Genomic DNA, 15,623 nt, shown 5'->3' on the forward strand with positions numbered 1-15,623 from the left:
GAGGGCATGATAGCAAGGCCGCACGATCCCGCGAGCGGTCGGCCCGGTGGCCGGCCCGCACGGTTCGGCGGAGTCTTCGCGTTTTCTGCCCGGCCCCGACTGGCCCCTGAGCCGAACCGCGAAGCGCCGGCCACGCCCGAGCTTCCGACATCCGCATGAGCCAAACCTTCGCACCCGGCGCAGCCCCCCAGCCCGCGCCCGCAGCCCCCGACGCCGCGCGCGCGGCCGCCCAGGCCGCCGACGAGACCGGCGCCCCGGCGCCGACGCACGGGCCGGCCACCGCCGGCAGCCTCGACGCCCCCGAGAAGACCGAGACCCAGCACGGCCATGCCGGGTTCTGGACGCTGCTGGTCGGCTCCGTCGGCGTCGTCTACGGCGATATCGGCACCAGCCCGCTCTACGCGTTCCGCGAGGCCCTGGTCCCGGCCCGGACCGACGGCATCCTGCTGCCCGAGGAGGTGATCGGCACCGTGTCGCTGATCCTCTGGGCCCTCTTCATGATCGTGACGGTCAAGTACGTCGCGATCCTGCTGCGCATGGACAACAACGGCGAGGGCGGCATCCTCTCGCTGATGGCGCTGGCCCGGAAGGCGCTCGGCGGCTCGCGCATCGTGTTCATGCTGGGGCTCCTCGGCGCCTCGCTGTTCTACGGCGACGCGGTGATCACGCCGGCGATCTCGGTCCTCTCGGCGGTGGAGGGCCTGAAGCTCGTCACGCCCGCCCTCGACGAGTACGTCCTGCCGATCACCGTGGTGATCATCGTCGCGCTGTTCCTCGTGCAGAACCGCGGGACCGGGAAGGTGGCGGCCTTCTTCGGGCCGGTGACCGTCGTGTGGTTCCTCGCCATGGCGCTCGCGGCGCTGCCGCACATCACCCTGCACCCGGAGGTGTTCCGCGCGCTCAATCCCTGGCACGCCGTGCACTACCTGCTCGGCCACGGCAGCGGCGCGCTGATCGCCCTGGGGGCGGTGTTCCTGGCGGTGACCGGGGCCGAGGCCCTGTTCGCCGATCTCGGCCATTTCGGCCGCAAGCCGATCCAGGTGGCCTGGATCTGCCTCGTCTTCCCGGCGCTCGCCCTCAACTATCTCGGGCAGGCGGCCCTGGTGCTGGAGAAGCCAGACACGGCCGATCCGTTCTTCCAGCTCGTGCCCGCCTGGGGACTGCTGCCGATGGTGGTGCTCGCCACGATCGCCACCGTGGTGGCGAGCCAGGCGGTGATCACCGGCGCCTTCTCGCTGTCCCGGCAGGCGATCCAGCTCGGCCTGCTGCCGCGGCTGGAGATCCGCCACACCTCCGAGTCGCATGCCGGCCAGATCTACCTGCCGCAGATCAACGCCCTCCTGATGTTCGGCGTGGTGCTGCTCGCCGTGCTGTTCAAGACCTCGTCGTCGCTCGCCTCGGCCTACGGCATCGCGGTGACCGGCACGATGCTGCTCACCGCCTCGCTGACCTTCCTAGTGATGTGGCGCATGTGGAAGTGGTCGCCCGTGGCGGCTGCGGCCGTGATGCTGCCCTTCATCGTCCTCGAGTTCCTGTTCCTGCTCTCCAACCTGATCAAGGTCGTGGAGGGCGGCTACGTACCCCTGCTGCTCGCGGGCGGCCTCATCATCCTGATGTGGACCTGGGTGCGCGGGGTGACGATCCTGTTCAACAAGACCCGCAAGACCGACGTGCCGCTGGTCGAGCTGGTCGGCATGCTGGAGAAGAGCCCGCCCCACCACGTGCGCGGCACTGCGGTGTTCCTGACGAGCGATCCCGAGATCGCCCCGGCGGCGCTCCTGCACAACCTCAAGCACAACAAGGTGCTACACGAGAAGAACGTGATCCTCACCGTCGAGACGGTGGACACGCCGCGCTCGAACGAGGCCGACAAGGTGCGGATCGAGCCGGTGGGCCCGCATTTCTACAAGGTCGTGATGAAGTTCGGCTACATGGAGACGCCGAACATCCCGAAGACGCTGGTGCTGCTGCGCCGCCAGGGCTTCAAGTTCGACATCATGGCGACGTCGTTCTTCCTGTCGCGCCGCTCGATCCGGCCGGCGGCGCATTCGGGCATGCCGCTCTGGCAGGACCGGATCTTCATCACCCTCGCCAAGAACGCCAACGACGCGACGGACTTCTTCCAGATCCCGACCGGGCGCGTGGTGGAGGTCGGGACGCAGGTGACGGTCTGAGGGCCGCGCCGCCATGGTCATCGGCGCGCGCGTCCTGATGATCCGGGCTCCGGACGGCGATGTCCCTGTCCCGGTCCGGCTCCGCGCGCCGGAATACGCGGACGGGAACTGGATCTGTCGCTACACGATCGGTTGGCCCGAGCAGCCGCGAGACAAGTTTCGGAGCCGGCGCGGACGCGCTGCAGGCGCTCCATCTGGCGATGCAGAAGATCGGTCTCGATCTGTACGTCAGCGCGGCCAATAAGGCCGGCGTCCTGATATGGGAGAAGCCCGGTGACGGGTACGGCTTCCCTATCCCGAAGAACGGCCGCGATCTTCTGGTCGGCGCCGACACGACTTTCGAGGGCTGAGCTGCCGGCCCGACGGAGCTCGACAGCGGGCGCCTGTCATCGCGCGCAGCGAAGCGTCCCAACCCGAGGTGCAGCGCTGGGGCGCCAAGCGGAGCGATGTGCGTCGCTCCGCCCGCGGCCACGGCGCGCGGCGAACCGGACCGCCTGACCGAATCGACCCGCCCGCGTCCCCGTGTCGATGGTCACCCATGTGCGCCGCCGCACGCGGCATGCCTCGGGCGCAGAGGCTCGGGGATGACCGGCCGCGTCCCCGCGTTGCGCCCACCCCGCCGCGTGCCTTAGAATATTTATTATTCTGAGCTTGAGCGTTCGCCCCGCGGCCTGTCCGCACCGGGGAACGTGAGCCGGCTAAGCCGGCCGAGGCCCCCGGCCCGGCTCGGACCCGACTGATCGCCGCTCCGGCGCCGCCAGACAGGACGCAACGATGATCAAACTCACCGTGAACGGGGCTGCGCGCAGCTTCGACGGCGACCCCGACATGCCGCTGCTGTGGTACCTGCGGGACGAGCTCGGGCTCACCGGCACCAAGTTCGGCTGCGGCGTGTCGCTCTGCGGGGCCTGCACCATCCATCTCGGCGGCGCGGCGACCCGCGCCTGCATCACGCCGGTCTCGGCGGCCGCCGGCCAGGAGGTCGTGACCATCGAGGGTCTGTCGCCGGACGGCAACCATCCCGTGCAGGTGGCGTGGCGCGACCAGAACGTCGCCCAGTGCGGCTTCTGCCAGTGCGGCCAGATCATGCAGGCGGCCGCCCTCCTCAAGGACACGCCGAAGCCCACCGACGACGACATCGACACCACGATGAGCGGCAACATCTGCCGCTGCGGCACCTACCCGCGCATCCGCGCCGCGATCCATCAGGCCGCCGGCCAGACGGCGCCCGCCAGCAAGGGAGAGCGCCTGTGATCCACGACGCCAAGCTCACCGCTGAGCGCGCCGCCGGCACCACGCCGGCCCTCGACAACGTCAGCCGCCGCGGCATCCTCGGCGGCGCCGGCGCCCTGGTTCTGGCCCTCTCGCTGCGCCCGGCCCGGGCCGACGAGACCCAGACCAAGGAGCAGAAGGAGCAGAAGTTCGGCGCCGACGGCATGCCGCACGGCTGGCGCGACGACCCGAAGGTCTTCGTCGCCATCGCGCCGGACGGCACCGTCACGGTGACCAATCACCGCTCCGACATGGGCCAGGGCATCCGCACCTCTGTGGCCTTCACGGTCGCCGACGAGCTGGAGGCCGACTGGGCGAAGGTGAAGGTCGTCCAGGCCTGGGGCGACGAGACCCGCTTCGGCAACCAGGACACGGACGGCTCGCGCTCGACCCGCCACTTCTTCCAGCACTTCCGCCACGCCGGCGCCGCCGCGCGGCTGATGCTGATCCAGGCGGCGGCCAAGCAGTGGGGCGTGCCGGCCTCCGAGGTGACGGCCGTCAACCACACGCTGACCCACGCCAAGTCGGGCCGCACCCTCGGCTACGGCGCGGTCGCCAAGGCCGCCGCCGAGCTGCCGGTGCCCACCGACGTCAAGCTGAAGGATCCCAAGGACTTCCGCTACATCGGCACCGGCAAGATCGGTCTGATCGACAATTTCGACATCACCACCGGCAAGGCGGTCTACGGCCTCGACACCAAGCTCGACGGGATGCTGTACGCGGTCGTCGCTCGCCCGGCCGTCTACGGCGGCACGGTGAAGTCCTTCGACGACAGCGAGGCCAAGAAGGTCCCGGGCGTCGTGAAGATCTTCAAGATCGACGCCACCCCGATCCCCTCGGAGTTCATGCCGCTCGGCGGCGTCGCCGTGGTGGCCAAGAACACCTGGGCAGCCCTGAAGGCCCGGGACGCGCTCAAGATCACCTGGGACGACGGCCCGAACGCCGGCTACGATACCGACGCGTTCCGCAAGGAGCTGGAGGCCGCCGCGCGCAAGCCCGGCAAGGTCGTGCGCACGCAGGGCGACGTCGACGGCGCCATGGCCAAGGCCAAGACCAAGGTCCAGGCCGAGTACTTCGTGCCGCACCTCGCCCAGGCCCCCATGGAGCCCCCGGCGGCGGTAGCCCGGGTGAAGGATGGGTTCTGCGAGGCCTGGGCCTGCGTCCAGGGTCCGCAGGCCGCCAACGACCGCCTGATGAAGGCGCTCAAGCTGCCCGACGACAAGGTCAAGGTGAACGTCACGCTGCTCGGCGGCGGGTTCGGGCGCAAGTCGAAGCCCGATTACGTGGTCGAGGCGGCGCTCTGCTCGCAGGCCGTCGACGGCGCGCCGGTGAAGCTCGCCTGGACCCGTGAGGACGACCTCCACCACGGCTTCTACCACACGATCTCGGTGGAGCGGCTGGAGGCCGGCCTCGACGACAAGGGCATGCCGGTGGCGTGGCTGCACCGCTCGGTGGCGCCGACGATCGGCTCGATCTTCGCGCCCGACCCGAAGCACGAGCTGCCGTTCGAGCTCGGGATGGGGTTGGTCAACACGCCGCTCGACATCCCGAACATGCGGCTGGAGAACCCCGAGGCCGCCGCGCATGCCCGCATCGGCTGGTTCCGCTCGGTGTCGAACATCCCGCACGCCTTCGCGATCCAGTCCTTCGTGTCAGAGCTGGCGCACGCCGCCGGCCGCGAGCCGAAGGAGTACCTGCTCGCGCTCATCGGACCGGATCGCAAGATCAGCCCGACCGAGATCGGCGACGTCTGGAACTACGGCGAGGACCCGAAGCGCTACCCGATCGAGACCGGCCGCCTGCGCGGCGTGATCGAGGCGGCCGCCAAGGGCGCGGGCTGGGGTCGCCAGATGCCGAAGGGCACCGGCCTCGGCATCGCCGGCCACTACAGCTTCGTCACCTACACGGCGGTGGCGGCCGAGGTGGAGGTCGACGACAAGGGCCAGGTCCAGGTGAAGGCGATCGACATCGCGGTCGATTGCGGCCCGCAGGTGAACCCGGAGCGCATCCGCTCGCAGATGGAGGGCGCCGTGGTCATGGGGATGGGGCTCGCCCTCACCTCCGAGATCACCTTCAAGCAGGGCCGGGCGGTCCAGAACAACTTCGACGGCTACGAGGTCCTCCGGATCGACGCCGCCCCGAAGGCGGTCCGCGTGCACTTGGTGCCGACCGGCCGCTGGGACGGTCCGCTCGGCGGCGTCGGCGAGCCCGGCGTGCCGCCGGTGGCGCCGGCCATCGCCAACGCGATCTTCGCGGCCACCGGCCGGCGGGTCCGGCAATTGCCGATCCGCGATCAGCTGAGCGCCTGAACCGTCACCCGTCGCGAGGCGTTGGGGCCGTGGGGAAACCCGCGGCCCCATTCTCTTGGAAAGTACTCGACCCGATGATGCGTCCCGCCCTGACGGCCTGCCTGACCCTGATCCTGACGGCGGCCCCCGCCCTCGCCTCGCCCTGCGGCGACCGGATCGAGGGCGTCTCCAAGCGGGTCCAGTCCGAGCTGACCCAGTCGATCTCCGCCTCGACCAGCGGCCAGGGTAACGCCGCCAAGCGCGGCGGCGAGGGTGTCACCGGGACGGAGGGCCAGCGGGCAAACGAGTCGCCGCAGGCGCCGCCGGAGAAGTCGGCCCAGGCCGGCCAGGGCGCGGACGCCGCCCAGCAGGCGAAGGTCGCCCTGGAAGAGGCGCGCACGGCGGATCAGAAGGGCGACGCGCAGGCGTGCGAGGCGGCGCTCACCCGCGCTGAGCAGCAGCTGAAGAAGGCACCCTGAGGGGCTGAAACGCTTCCCGGTTATCCGTTTCTGCCCCACCGGCTTTGCGAGGGGAGCGAAGCAACCCAGGGTCACGCCAAGCCTTCCGAGGTCGCGCTGCCCTGCGTCGCTTCGCTCATGATGACGGAGCGCGTAATACCCCAGCCTCCGTCAGGTCCGAGCCGGCCCGTCACGGTTGGCTCAGGGCCGGCCGCGAGCGCAATTCGATCCGCGTGACGTACGTCCGGGGAGAGCCCCGTCACCGCCCCAGCGCGCTGATCTCGATCACGAATTTCCGCCGCAGCGCCCTGGAGAAATCGCTGTAGCCGGCAGCCGCCAGCAGGAAGGCGCCCGGGCCTCCGATGACGTGCGCGCGGTACCACTGCTCCAGGCCCGTGCGCTCCTGCGGCAGCGGCGTCGGGAGCAGGCCGTAGCCGGGCGCCCGGTAGGCCCCGGCCCCGACCACGTCGTTCTCGCCCGGCACCAGGATCGGCAGGCCGTTGATCGTCGCGCCGGTGTCGAGCAGTGACCGGTGCGCCTCCGCGAGACTGGCGGCGTCGGTGCAGTTGTCGATCCCGTCGCCGGAGACGTCGACCACCACGCGCTCGGCCGGGACCGGGAGCGCCGGGAGCACGGCGGCGGTCACGGTGCGGAACATCTGGCCGAGGCAGGTGAACTCGCCCGCCTGGCGCGGCGTCGCCCGCACCAGGGCCGCGGCCGCCGCGGCGTCGGCCTGGCCGGCGATCCGCCGCCAGCCGACCGCGAGGGTCGCCCGGTCGGCCCAGGTCACCATCGCGAACAGGATCCCGCCCGGGTTGCCGGTGATCGCGCCGAGGACCGACGGGTCCTCCAGGGCCTCGGCGATGCCCTCCATCTGCAGCCGGAAGCGCGCCTCGTCGACGGATTGCGACACGTCCACGGAGACGACCAGCGCGGTGGCGACGCTCTCGGGCGCGGCCTGAACGGGCTCGGGTGTGGCGGGCGCGAGCCCGAGGAGCAGCAGGACGGCGCCCCGCAGGACGCCGCGGCGGATCCGTCGCGAACCCGTCCGCATCATCGACCTCGGCGCTACCGGAAGGCGCGGCCCTGCGGCCGTCGCGCATCCGTTAGGCCACGTTTCGGCGTCGCGCGAAACCGGCCTTTCGGGGGGCCCGCCGCGCGGACCCACCCGTCGGACCGACGCGCCGCGGGGCAGGCCCGGATGCGCGTCGGCAGGGTGTGGTTCGGGCGCGAAGCCCGGCCCCGGTGAGGAAGGTTCGCTCCGGCGGCGGTGGCCCGCTCATCTCGGAGGTTGCCCGTCCTCCGGCCCCGTCCCTGGGCCGGCCGCGGGGTCGTCGAGGGCGGCCTCGGCCGCCCCGGAAGCTGCCTCAGGCCGCCGCGGCGGCGAGGGCGTGCGGGTTGCCGTTCAGGCCGGCGCAGAGATCGTCGATCTCTGCGAGGTCCAACGCCTCGCCGGCCCGGCCGGCGATGGTGTCGATCAGGTGATCCTGACGGGGGTCGAACGGATGACCCTGCATCCGGTAGAACTGGTAATAGCGCAGTGCCGCCAGGACGGTGTCACGCTCGCGGTCGGTTACGGTGAAGTGCTGCATGGGTAGTTGCTTCCCCTTGTGGCTTCAACGAACGCTCGGGTAGGCCGCGACGCCGATCCCGAGCTTGACTGTTGTAACCCGTGGGCAACTGCCCGACCAGTTCTTGACAGCTCGCGCCGATGTGATTCGCGTCATTTAAGATTTTGATCCTGGCCCGGTCCGGCAGATCACGGGCCGAGAAACCCCGTTCGCACAACAGGTTGGCGAGCCCGACGGCGAACGCCGCGTGGTGGGCCCCGTCTGCGGCCGGTCCCGAATCCCCGCCGTCGGCCGGTCGCCCCGCTAGAGGCCGAGTTCGTCGAGGTAGCACGGCAGCGCGACGCTCGCCGGCCCGTAGCGGGTCGCGTCGAAGGCGTCGGCGTTGTCGGACGGCTCCAGGTTGACCTCGCAGGTCGGGATGCCGAGGGCCTGGGCCTGCCGCACGTAGCCGGCCGCCGGGTAGACGGCCCCCGACGTGCCCACGGCCACGAACAGGTCGGCCTCGGAGAGCGCCGCCTCGATCGCGTCGCGGTGCATCGGCATCTCGCCGAACCAGACCACGTCCGGCCGCATCCGGCCCGGAGTGCTGCAGGTGGGGCAGCTGTCCGCCCGGCTCAGATCGGCGCGCCACGGGGTGACCGCGCCGCAGGCGCAGCAGCGCGCCTTGAGCAGCTCGCCGTGCATGTGGGTGACCGCCCGCGAGCCGGCCCGCTCGTGCAGGTCGTCGACGTTCTGGGTGCACAGGAACAGCCGCCCGCCCCGGTCGGCGATCCGCGCCTCGGCCCGCGCCAGAGCGAAGTGCGCGGCGTTCGGCTCGGCCGCGACCACGCCGCGGCGGCGATGGTCGTAGAAGTCGAGCACCGTGTCGGGATCGGCCGCGTAGGCCTCCGGTGTGGCGAGCTTCATCGGGTCGAACCGCGCCCAGATCCCGCCGCGGTCGCGGAACGTGCCGAGCCCGCTCTCGGCCGAGACGCCGGCCCCGGTCAGCACGAAGATCGTCTTGGGATGGTCGCTCACGCGCGGCTCCTGTTCGCCTGAGAATGGCCGGATATGTCCGCTGGTTGGCGGTGCGGTTTCTTTCCCGCTGCGTCCCACCGGTGAATGCTGCGGCTCGCTTCACTGAGCGGGAGACACGAAATGTCCGATGTTGCGCTGCTGGTCATCGATGTCCAGGAATCCTTCCGGCACAGGCCCTTCTGGAACGACGCCGATGTCCCGCCCTTCACCGCGCGCCTGCAGGCGCTCATCGACGGCGCCGCCGCGCGGCGGATCCCGGTCCTGCAGGTGTTCCACGTGGCCGAGAGCGGCCCGTTCGCCATCGCCTCCGGCCACGTCCGTACCCTCGCGCCGGTCGTGATCGCGCCGACGGCCACCTTCCACAAGCGCCGGCACAGCGCCCTGGTCGATAGCGGCCTGTCGGGCTGGCTGACGCAGCACGGCATCCGCCGGCTGATCGTGTCGGGCATCCGGACCGAGCAGTGCTGCGAGACCACGGCCCGCCACGCCTCCGACAGCGGCTGGCAGGTCGACTACGTGACCGAGGCCACCCTGACCTTCGCCATGACCCACCCGGACGGCCGCCGCTTCGGCGCGGACGAGATCAAGGCCCGCACCGAGCTGGTGCTGACCGACCGGTTCGCCCGGATCGCCACCGTGGACCAGGCGCTGGCCGGCCCGGACCTGCCGGTCGCCGCGTGAGCGGGGCGGCGCGGCACATCCCGGTCCTCGTGGTCCTGCCGCCGCGCGCGCTGCTGCTCGACCTCGCCGGCCCGCTGGAGGTGCTGCGGATCGCCGGCACCGTCCAGGACCGGATCGGCTTCGCGGTGGCGTACGCGGCACCGCGGGCGCTCACCCGCTGCTCGATCGGGCTCGACCTGGGCGGTGCCGGACCGCTGCCGGAGACGGTGGCGGACGGGACGGTCGTGCTCCTGCCGGGCTCCGCGACGCAGGTGCTCGGCGACGCGCCGGACCCGGCGGCCGACGCCGACGCGGAGGCCGAGATCGTCGCGTGGCTGCGCGGCGTCATCCGGCCGGGCCACACCGTGGCGACCGTCTGCGAGGGCGCGCTGCTCGCGGCGCGGGCCGGGCTCCTCGACGGCTACGCCTGCACCACCCACCATGCCAGCTGCGACCGGCTGAGGGCGGCGGCCCCCGAGGCCCGAGTCGTGGACAACCGCCTGTTCGTGCAGGACCGCGACCGGTTCAGCAGCGCCGGCGTCACGGCCGGCATCGACCTGATGCTGCACCTCGTGGCGGAGTGGGCGGGCCCGGCGACGGCGGTCGCCGTCGCGCGGACGCTCGTCGTGTACATGCGGCGCGGGCCCGACGATCCCCAGCTCTCGCCCTGGCTCGAGGGGCGCAGCCATCTGCACCCGGCGGTCCACCGGGCCCAGGACGCGATCGCCGCCGACCCGGCCCGGGACTGGTCGCCGGCGCTGCTCGGCCAGGTCGCGGGCGCGAGCCCGCGCAACCTCGCGCGGCTGTTCCGGCTCCACGCCGGCATGACCGTGACGGACGCGGTCAACCGGTCCCGCGTCGCGCTAGCCCGGGAGCTGATCGCGCAGAGCGACCTCGGCCTGGAGCAGGTCGCCGAGCGCGCCGGCTTCGGCTCCGCCCGGCACATGCGCCGCGTCTGGCGGCAGTTCCACGCAGCGGCGCCATCGCGCCTGCGTGCCGGACCCGCGGACGGGGCGTCCGCGCCGGTCCGCCCGAGGCACCCCGCGAGACACCTGTCCTTGCGAGCGGAGCGAAGCAATCCAGGGTAGCGCTCCGCTTTCCGGCGTCGCGCGCCCCTGGGTCACGTCGCTGCGCTCGTGATGACGGGAGAGCGACGACGGCCGAAGATCTCGGCCGGAACCGTGGTTCCGCGTATGGCGCTGCCCGCTGGACCCGAACGGCCGCCTGTGACCTCCTGCGGTGCCGACCGCGTCCGCCCGAATCGGCGCGGACCGTGCATCGGCCCGGCGCGCCCGCTGGCGCGGAGGAGTGAGCGGCATGCCTGAATTCGACCTTGCCATCCGGGGCGGCACGGTGGTCACGGCGAGCGACACGGTCCGGGCCGATATCGGCGTGCGCGGCGGGCGGATCGTCGCGGTGGCCGAGGGTATCGCCGACGCCGCCCGGGTGATCGACGCCTCCGGCCTGCTGGTCCTGCCGGGCGGCATCGACAGCCACGTCCACATCGCCCAGGATTCTGGCCCCGGCATCGTCATGGCCGACGATTTCGCCAGCGCCACCCGGGCGGCGGCGGCCGGCGGCACCACCTGCGTGATGCCCTTCGCGCTCCAGCCCCGGGGTGCCTCGCTGCGCGGCGCCGTCGACGCCTACCGGGCCAGCGCCGAGGGCCAGTGCCACGTCGACGTGGCGATCCACATGATCATCTCGGACCCGACCGAGGCGGTGCTCGGCCAGGAGCTGCCGGCCCTGGTCGCCGACGGCTACACCTCGTTCAAGGTCTTCATGACCTACGACGACCTCGTGCTGAACGACCGCCAGCTCCTCGACGTGTTCCACGTCGCGCGGCGGCAGGGCGCCCGGGTCATGGTCCACGCCGAGGGCTACGACGCGATCCGCTACCTGAGCGAGCGGCTGGAGCGCGCGGGCGAGACCCGGCCCTACGGCCACGCCCTGTCGCGCCCGGAGATCGTCGAGCGGGAGGCGGCCCACCGGGCGATCAGCCACGCCGAGCTGATCGACCTGCCGATCGTCATCGTCCACGTCTCGGGCCGCGAGGCCACCGAGCAGATCGCCTGGGCGCAGGCGCGCGGCCTGAAGATCCGGGCCGAGACCTGCCCGCAATACCTCACCCTCACGGCCGAGGACATGAAGGGTCTCGGCCAGGAGGATCTCATGGCGGGGGCGAAGTACGTCTGCTCGCCGCCGACGCGGGACGTCGAGAGCCAGGAGGCGGTGTGGTCGGGGATCCGCCGCGGGATCTTCGACGTGGTCTCGTCCGACCATTGCCCGTTCCGCTACGACGACCCGCAGGGCAAGCTGAACCCGCGGGGGAAGACCTCCTTCCGCTGGATCCCGAACGGCATTCCCGGCATCGAGACGCGGCTGCCGGTGTTCTTCTCGGAGGGGGTCTCGAAGGGGCGGATCAGCCTCAACCAGTTCGTCGCGCTCACCGCCACGAACCACGCGAAGCTCTACGGGCTCTACCCGCGCAAAGGCTCGATCGCCCCGGGCTTCGACGCCGACCTGACCCTGTGGGACCCGAACCGGCGCGAGACCATCCGCCAAGCGAACCTGCACCACGGCTCCGACTACACGCCCTGGGAAGGCTTCGACGTCACCGGCTGGCCGGTCATGACCATCGCGGGCGGGCAGGTCATCGCCGAGGACGGCCGGGTCCTGTCCGAGCCGGGGCGCGGGCGGGTGCTCGACCGGGCCGTCGATCCGGCCGAGCGGCGGGACGCCTGACGGCCGCGCTGGCCCGCCGCTTGCCTGCAGCTCCCGGGGGAGAACCGCATGGACGTCGAGCTGATCGGCCTGACCAAGCGCTACGGCGCGGCCATTGCGGTCGACCGCATCGACCTGAAGGTGCCGTCCGGCGCCTATTGCTGCCTGCTCGGCCCCTCCGGCTGCGGCAAGACCACGACGCTCCGGATGATCGGCGGGCACGAGCGCGCCAGCGCGGGCGACGTGGTGATCGGCCCGAAGGCGGTGGGCGACGCCGCCCCGGCCGAGCGCGGCACCGCCATGATGTTCCAGAGCTACGCGCTGTTCCCGCATCTCGACGCGCGCGACAACGTCGCCTTCAGCCTCAAGATGCGCGGGATCGGCAAGGCGGAGCGCCGGACCAAGGCGATGGCCATGCTCGACCTCGTGCAGATGGGCCACCTCGCCGGGCGCCTGCCGGCCCAGCTCTCGGGCGGCCAGCAGCAGCGCGTGGCCCTCGCCCGCGCCCTCGTCACCGGCCCGAAGGTGCTGCTCCTCGACGAGCCGCTCTCCGCCCTCGACCCGTTCCTGCGGGTGCGGATGCGGGTCGAGCTGAAGCGGATCCAGACCGAGCTCGGGCTCACCTTCATCCACGTCACCCACAGCCAGGAGGAGGCGATGGCGCTCTCCGACCTCGTGGTGGTGATGAATGCCGGCCGGATCGAGCAGGCTGCCGACCCGCGCACCGTGTTCGAGCGCCCGGTCACCGCCTTTGTGGCCCGGTTCATCGGCGGCCACAACGTGATCCGGCTGCCGGAGGGGCTCGTCGCCGTTCGGGCGGACCGGATGCGGCTCGGCGCCGAGGCCGGCCCCGCCGCGCGGCCGGCCCGGGTGGTGGCCGTCGAGTACCAGGGCACCAGCGTCCATGTCGGCCTCGACGCCGAGGGGCTGGAGCGCGCGCCCGAGAGCCCCGCCGCCCTCACGGCGATCCTCAGCGACGCGGAGTTCGCGGCCCGCCCGCTCCGCCCCGGCGACATGATCCCGGTCGGCTGGGACGCTTCAGCCGCCCACCGCCTCGACGCCTAACGGAGACCACCATGGACCTGCCCCAGAAGCCGAGCCGGCGCACGCTCCTGAAGGGGGCCGCCGCGCTCGCCGCGACGCCGGTGACCGGCTTCCCGGCGGTGCACGCCGCCGAGCCCGTGACCCTTCGCTATCTCGGCACCGCCGTGAACCAGTCCGCCGACATCGCCAAGAAGGTGAAGGAGGATCTGGGCATCACCCTCGAATACATTCCGGTGGTGACCGACGAGGTGACCAAGCGGGCGGTCACCCAGCCGAACTCCTTCGACCTGATCGACACCGAGTATTTCAGCCTCAAGAAGATCCTGCCCTCTGGCAACCTGCAGGGCATGGACGCCAAGCGGATCAAGCTCGCCGACAAGATCTCTTCGGTCTTCACCAAGGGCGAGGTCGCGGGCAAGAAGATCGGCGACCAGGGCACGGCGCCCAAGAAGGTCTTCTACCTGGAGGGCATCGACTCCAAAAAATTTGCCGGCGAACAGACTCAGTGGATCTCGCTGATCCCCACCGTCTACAACGCCGACACGCTGGGCATCCGGCCGGACCTGATCAAGATGCCCGTCACGAGCTGGAAGGAGCTCCTGAACCCGGCCTTCAAGGGCAAGGCCTCGATCCTCAACATCCCGTCGATCGGCATCATGGACGCCGCCATGGTGGTGGAGGCGACCGGCGACTACACCTACGGCGACAAGGGCAACATGACGAAGCCCGAGATCGACCGCACCATCAAGGTGCTGATCGAGGCCAAGCGCGCCGGCCAGTTCCGCGCCTTCTGGCAGGACTTCAACGAATCCGTGAACCTGATGGCCTCGGGCGAGACGGTGATCCAGTCGATGTGGTCGCCCGCCGTCACCAAGGTGCGGGCGCAGGGCGTGCCCTGCACCTACCAGCCGCTGAAGGAGGGCTACCGGGCCTGGGCCTCGGGCTTCGGCATCCCCAAGACGCTGAGCGGCCGGAAGCTCGACGCGGCCTACGACTTCATCAACTGGTTCCTGTCCGGCTGGGCCGGGGCGTACCTCAACCGGCAAGGCTACTACTCCGCCGTGCTGGAGACCGCCCAGGCGAACATGCAGCCCTACGAGTGGGCCTTCTGGATGGAGGGGAGGCCCGCCGAGAAGGACATCCTCGGCCCCGACGGCACCCTGATCGAGAAGGGCGGCGCCACCCGCGACGGCGGCTCCTTCGACGCGCGGATGGGCGCGGTCGCCTGCTGGAACGCCGTGATGGACGAGAACACCTACATGGTGCGCAAGTGGAACGAGTTCATCGCGGCGTGAGGGCGGTGGGCGCCCGCTGCAAGCGACCGAAGAGTCCCATCCTGCGCGGCCACGCGGCGGCTGGATGGAACGCGGGTCCCCTCTCCCGCACGGGAGAGGGGGCGCGTCGCGCCTTGCGGGAACCGATGCGTGCGCATCGCACCCCACTGAGGAGATGGGACGCATCAGCACGCGTGGGGCGAGCCCGATGAGCGATCTCGCCCTGCCCGCCGCGGCCGCTGCGAACACCGCAGCGCCCACCGTCGCGGCGCGCCCGCGCGGCCGCGCCCTCGCCTATCTCCAGGCCGCGCCACTGGCCCTCGTCTTCCTCGTCTTCCTGGTGGTGCCGCTGGTGCTCACCGGGATCGTCTCGCTCTGGGAGTACAACGAGTACGAGATCATCCCGGCGCTCACCCTGCAGAACTACGCCGACGTGTTCGACGGCTGCCTGTCGGCCGACCTCTGCACGACCGTGCGCACCTACCTGTCGACGGTGAAGTTCGTCGCGCTGACGCTGGCGATCACGCTGCCGCTGGGCTTCGCCATCGCGTACTTCCTGGCCTTCCACATCCGCTCCGGCACGGTGCGGATGGGCCTGTTCCTGCTCTGCACGATCCCGTTCTGGACCTCGAACGTGATCCGCATGATCTCGTGGATCCCGCTGCTCGGCCGCAACGGCCTCGTCAACGACACGCTGCGCACCCTCGGGCTGATCCGCGAGCCAATCGAGGGCCTGCTCTACTCCGACTTCGCGGTGGTCCTGGCCTTCGTGCACCTCGACACGGTGTTCATGATCGTGCCGATCTTCAACAGCCTCGCGCGCATCGACCGGCGGCTGATCGAGGCGGCGCGCGACGGCGGCGCGTCGGGCGCGCAGATCCTCTGGAACGTGATCCTGCCGCTCGCCAAGCCCGGCATCGCCATCGGGACGATCTTCGTGACGACCCTGGTGATGGGCGACTTCGTCACCGTGGGCGTGATGGGCGGCCAGCAGATCGCCAGCGTCGGCAAGGTGATCCAGGTGCAGATGTCCTACCTGCAGTTCCCGGCCGCCGCCGCCAACGCCGTGGTGCTGCTCGCCGCCGTGCTGCTGATGATCCTCGGGCTCACCCGGATGATCGACCTCCGGCGGGAATTGTAG

General features: G+C 71.2%; 14 protein-coding genes. 11 read left to right on the plus strand and 3 right to left on the minus strand.

All coding sequences use genetic code 11. The features are described from left to right. Positions 1 to 155 precede the first annotated feature (155 nt). The 5 genes from H288_RS0117310 to H288_RS0117330 all read left to right on the plus strand — a co-directional run bounded on the left by H288_RS0117310 (position 156) and on the right by H288_RS0117330 (position 6,213). Positions 156 to 2,174, plus strand: a complete 2,019-nt coding sequence (locus H288_RS0117310) for a potassium transporter Kup (RefSeq protein WP_020093842.1) — start codon at positions 156 to 158, stop codon at positions 2,172 to 2,174. Positions 2,175 to 2,374: 200 nt separating this feature from the next. Next, positions 2,375 to 2,524, plus strand: coding sequence for a hypothetical protein (locus tag H288_RS35120; protein ID WP_020093843.1), 150 nt, complete (start codon positions 2,375 to 2,377; stop codon positions 2,522 to 2,524). A 424-nt stretch (positions 2,525 to 2,948) separates the two neighbouring features. Further along, a complete protein-coding gene (locus H288_RS0117320) occupies positions 2,949 to 3,428 on the plus strand; it encodes a (2Fe-2S)-binding protein (RefSeq protein ID WP_020093844.1) in 480 nt (159 codons plus the stop codon). Further along, complete coding sequence (locus H288_RS0117325; protein WP_020093845.1) at positions 3,425 to 5,755, plus strand: xanthine dehydrogenase family protein molybdopterin-binding subunit; 2,331 nt, start codon at positions 3,425 to 3,427, stop codon at positions 5,753 to 5,755. The genes H288_RS0117320 and H288_RS0117325 overlap by 4 nt, the downstream gene beginning before the upstream one ends. 74 nt (positions 5,756 to 5,829) lie before the next feature. Then, on the plus strand, positions 5,830 to 6,213 hold the full coding sequence (locus tag H288_RS0117330) for a hypothetical protein (RefSeq protein ID WP_020093846.1): 384 nt from the start codon (positions 5,830 to 5,832) through the stop codon (positions 6,211 to 6,213). A 238-nt stretch (positions 6,214 to 6,451) separates the two neighbouring features. Here the strand turns inward: H288_RS0117330 and H288_RS0117335 are convergent, their stop codons facing one another. The 3 genes from H288_RS0117335 to H288_RS0117345 all read right to left on the minus strand — a co-directional run bounded on the left by H288_RS0117335 (position 6,452) and on the right by H288_RS0117345 (position 8,780). Continuing rightward, complete coding sequence (locus H288_RS0117335; protein ID WP_042672366.1) at positions 6,452 to 7,246, minus strand: DUF1194 domain-containing protein; 795 nt, start codon at positions 7,244 to 7,246, stop codon at positions 6,452 to 6,454. Between the two features lie 313 nt (positions 7,247 to 7,559). Continuing rightward, positions 7,560 to 7,784, minus strand: a complete 225-nt coding sequence (locus H288_RS0117340) for a hypothetical protein (protein WP_012320868.1) — start codon at positions 7,782 to 7,784, stop codon at positions 7,560 to 7,562. Between the two features lie 282 nt (positions 7,785 to 8,066). Continuing rightward, entirely contained in the window at positions 8,067 to 8,780 is a 714-nt protein-coding gene (locus H288_RS0117345) for an NAD-dependent deacylase (RefSeq protein ID WP_020093848.1), read from the minus strand. 120 nt (positions 8,781 to 8,900) lie between these two features. Between H288_RS0117345 and H288_RS0117350 the strand changes: the two genes are divergently transcribed. From H288_RS0117350 to H288_RS0117375, 6 genes are all read left to right on the plus strand, one after another. Beyond that, positions 8,901 to 9,461, plus strand: a complete 561-nt coding sequence (locus H288_RS0117350; RefSeq protein ID WP_020093849.1) for an isochorismatase family protein — start codon at positions 8,901 to 8,903, stop codon at positions 9,459 to 9,461. Then, a complete protein-coding gene (locus H288_RS0117355) occupies positions 9,458 to 10,528 on the plus strand; it encodes a helix-turn-helix domain-containing protein (RefSeq protein WP_020093850.1) in 1,071 nt (356 codons plus the stop codon). The genes H288_RS0117350 and H288_RS0117355 overlap by 4 nt, the downstream gene beginning before the upstream one ends. Before the next feature lie 229 nt (positions 10,529 to 10,757). After that, positions 10,758 to 12,185, plus strand: a complete 1,428-nt coding sequence (hydA, locus tag H288_RS0117360; protein WP_020093851.1) for a dihydropyrimidinase — start codon at positions 10,758 to 10,760, stop codon at positions 12,183 to 12,185. Between the two features lie 48 nt (positions 12,186 to 12,233). Further along, positions 12,234 to 13,229 carry an ABC transporter ATP-binding protein gene (locus tag H288_RS0117365; RefSeq protein ID WP_020093852.1) on the plus strand — a complete coding sequence of 332 codons (996 nt, stop codon included), beginning with the start codon at positions 12,234 to 12,236 and terminating at the stop codon, positions 13,227 to 13,229. 11 nt (positions 13,230 to 13,240) lie between these two features. After that, the gene (locus H288_RS0117370) at positions 13,241 to 14,503 is read left to right on the plus strand and encodes an extracellular solute-binding protein (RefSeq protein ID WP_020093853.1); all 1,263 of its coding nucleotides are present in this window, start codon (positions 13,241 to 13,243) and stop codon (positions 14,501 to 14,503) included. Positions 14,504 to 14,690: 187 nt separating this feature from the next. Next, positions 14,691 to 15,623: an ABC transporter permease gene (locus H288_RS0117375; RefSeq protein ID WP_020093854.1), complete on the plus strand. Its 933-nt coding sequence runs from the start codon at positions 14,691 to 14,693 to the stop codon at positions 15,621 to 15,623.

The sequence above is a fragment of the Methylobacterium sp. 285MFTsu5.1 genome (assembly GCF_000383455.1).
In the GTDB taxonomy this organism is placed as follows: Bacteria; Pseudomonadota; Alphaproteobacteria; order Rhizobiales; family Beijerinckiaceae; genus Methylobacterium.

What these genes read in the sequence shown, in the direction of transcription:
- H288_RS0117370 (WP_020093853.1), top strand. Translation starts at nt 13,241, where the DNA reads ATGGACCTGCCCCAGAAGCCGAGCCGGCGCACGCTCCTGAAGGGGGCC.
- H288_RS0117340 (WP_012320868.1), bottom strand. Translation starts at nt 7,784, where the DNA reads ATGCAGCACTTCACCGTAACCGACCGCGAGCGTGACACCGTCCTGGCG.
- H288_RS0117335 (WP_042672366.1), bottom strand. Translation starts at nt 7,246, where the DNA reads ATGCGGACGGGTTCGCGACGGATCCGCCGCGGCGTCCTGCGGGGCGCC.
- H288_RS0117320 (WP_020093844.1), top strand. Translation starts at nt 2,949, where the DNA reads ATGATCAAACTCACCGTGAACGGGGCTGCGCGCAGCTTCGACGGCGAC.
- H288_RS35120 (WP_020093843.1), top strand. Translation starts at nt 2,375, where the DNA reads ATGCAGAAGATCGGTCTCGATCTGTACGTCAGCGCGGCCAATAAGGCC.
- H288_RS0117365 (WP_020093852.1), top strand. Translation starts at nt 12,234, where the DNA reads ATGGACGTCGAGCTGATCGGCCTGACCAAGCGCTACGGCGCGGCCATT.
- H288_RS0117375 (WP_020093854.1), top strand. Translation starts at nt 14,691, where the DNA reads ATGAGCGATCTCGCCCTGCCCGCCGCGGCCGCTGCGAACACCGCAGCG.
- H288_RS0117350 (WP_020093849.1), top strand. Translation starts at nt 8,901, where the DNA reads ATGTCCGATGTTGCGCTGCTGGTCATCGATGTCCAGGAATCCTTCCGG.
- H288_RS0117310 (WP_020093842.1), top strand. Translation starts at nt 156, where the DNA reads ATGAGCCAAACCTTCGCACCCGGCGCAGCCCCCCAGCCCGCGCCCGCA.
- H288_RS0117330 (WP_020093846.1), top strand. Translation starts at nt 5,830, where the DNA reads ATGATGCGTCCCGCCCTGACGGCCTGCCTGACCCTGATCCTGACGGCG.
- hydA (WP_020093851.1), top strand. Translation starts at nt 10,758, where the DNA reads ATGCCTGAATTCGACCTTGCCATCCGGGGCGGCACGGTGGTCACGGCG.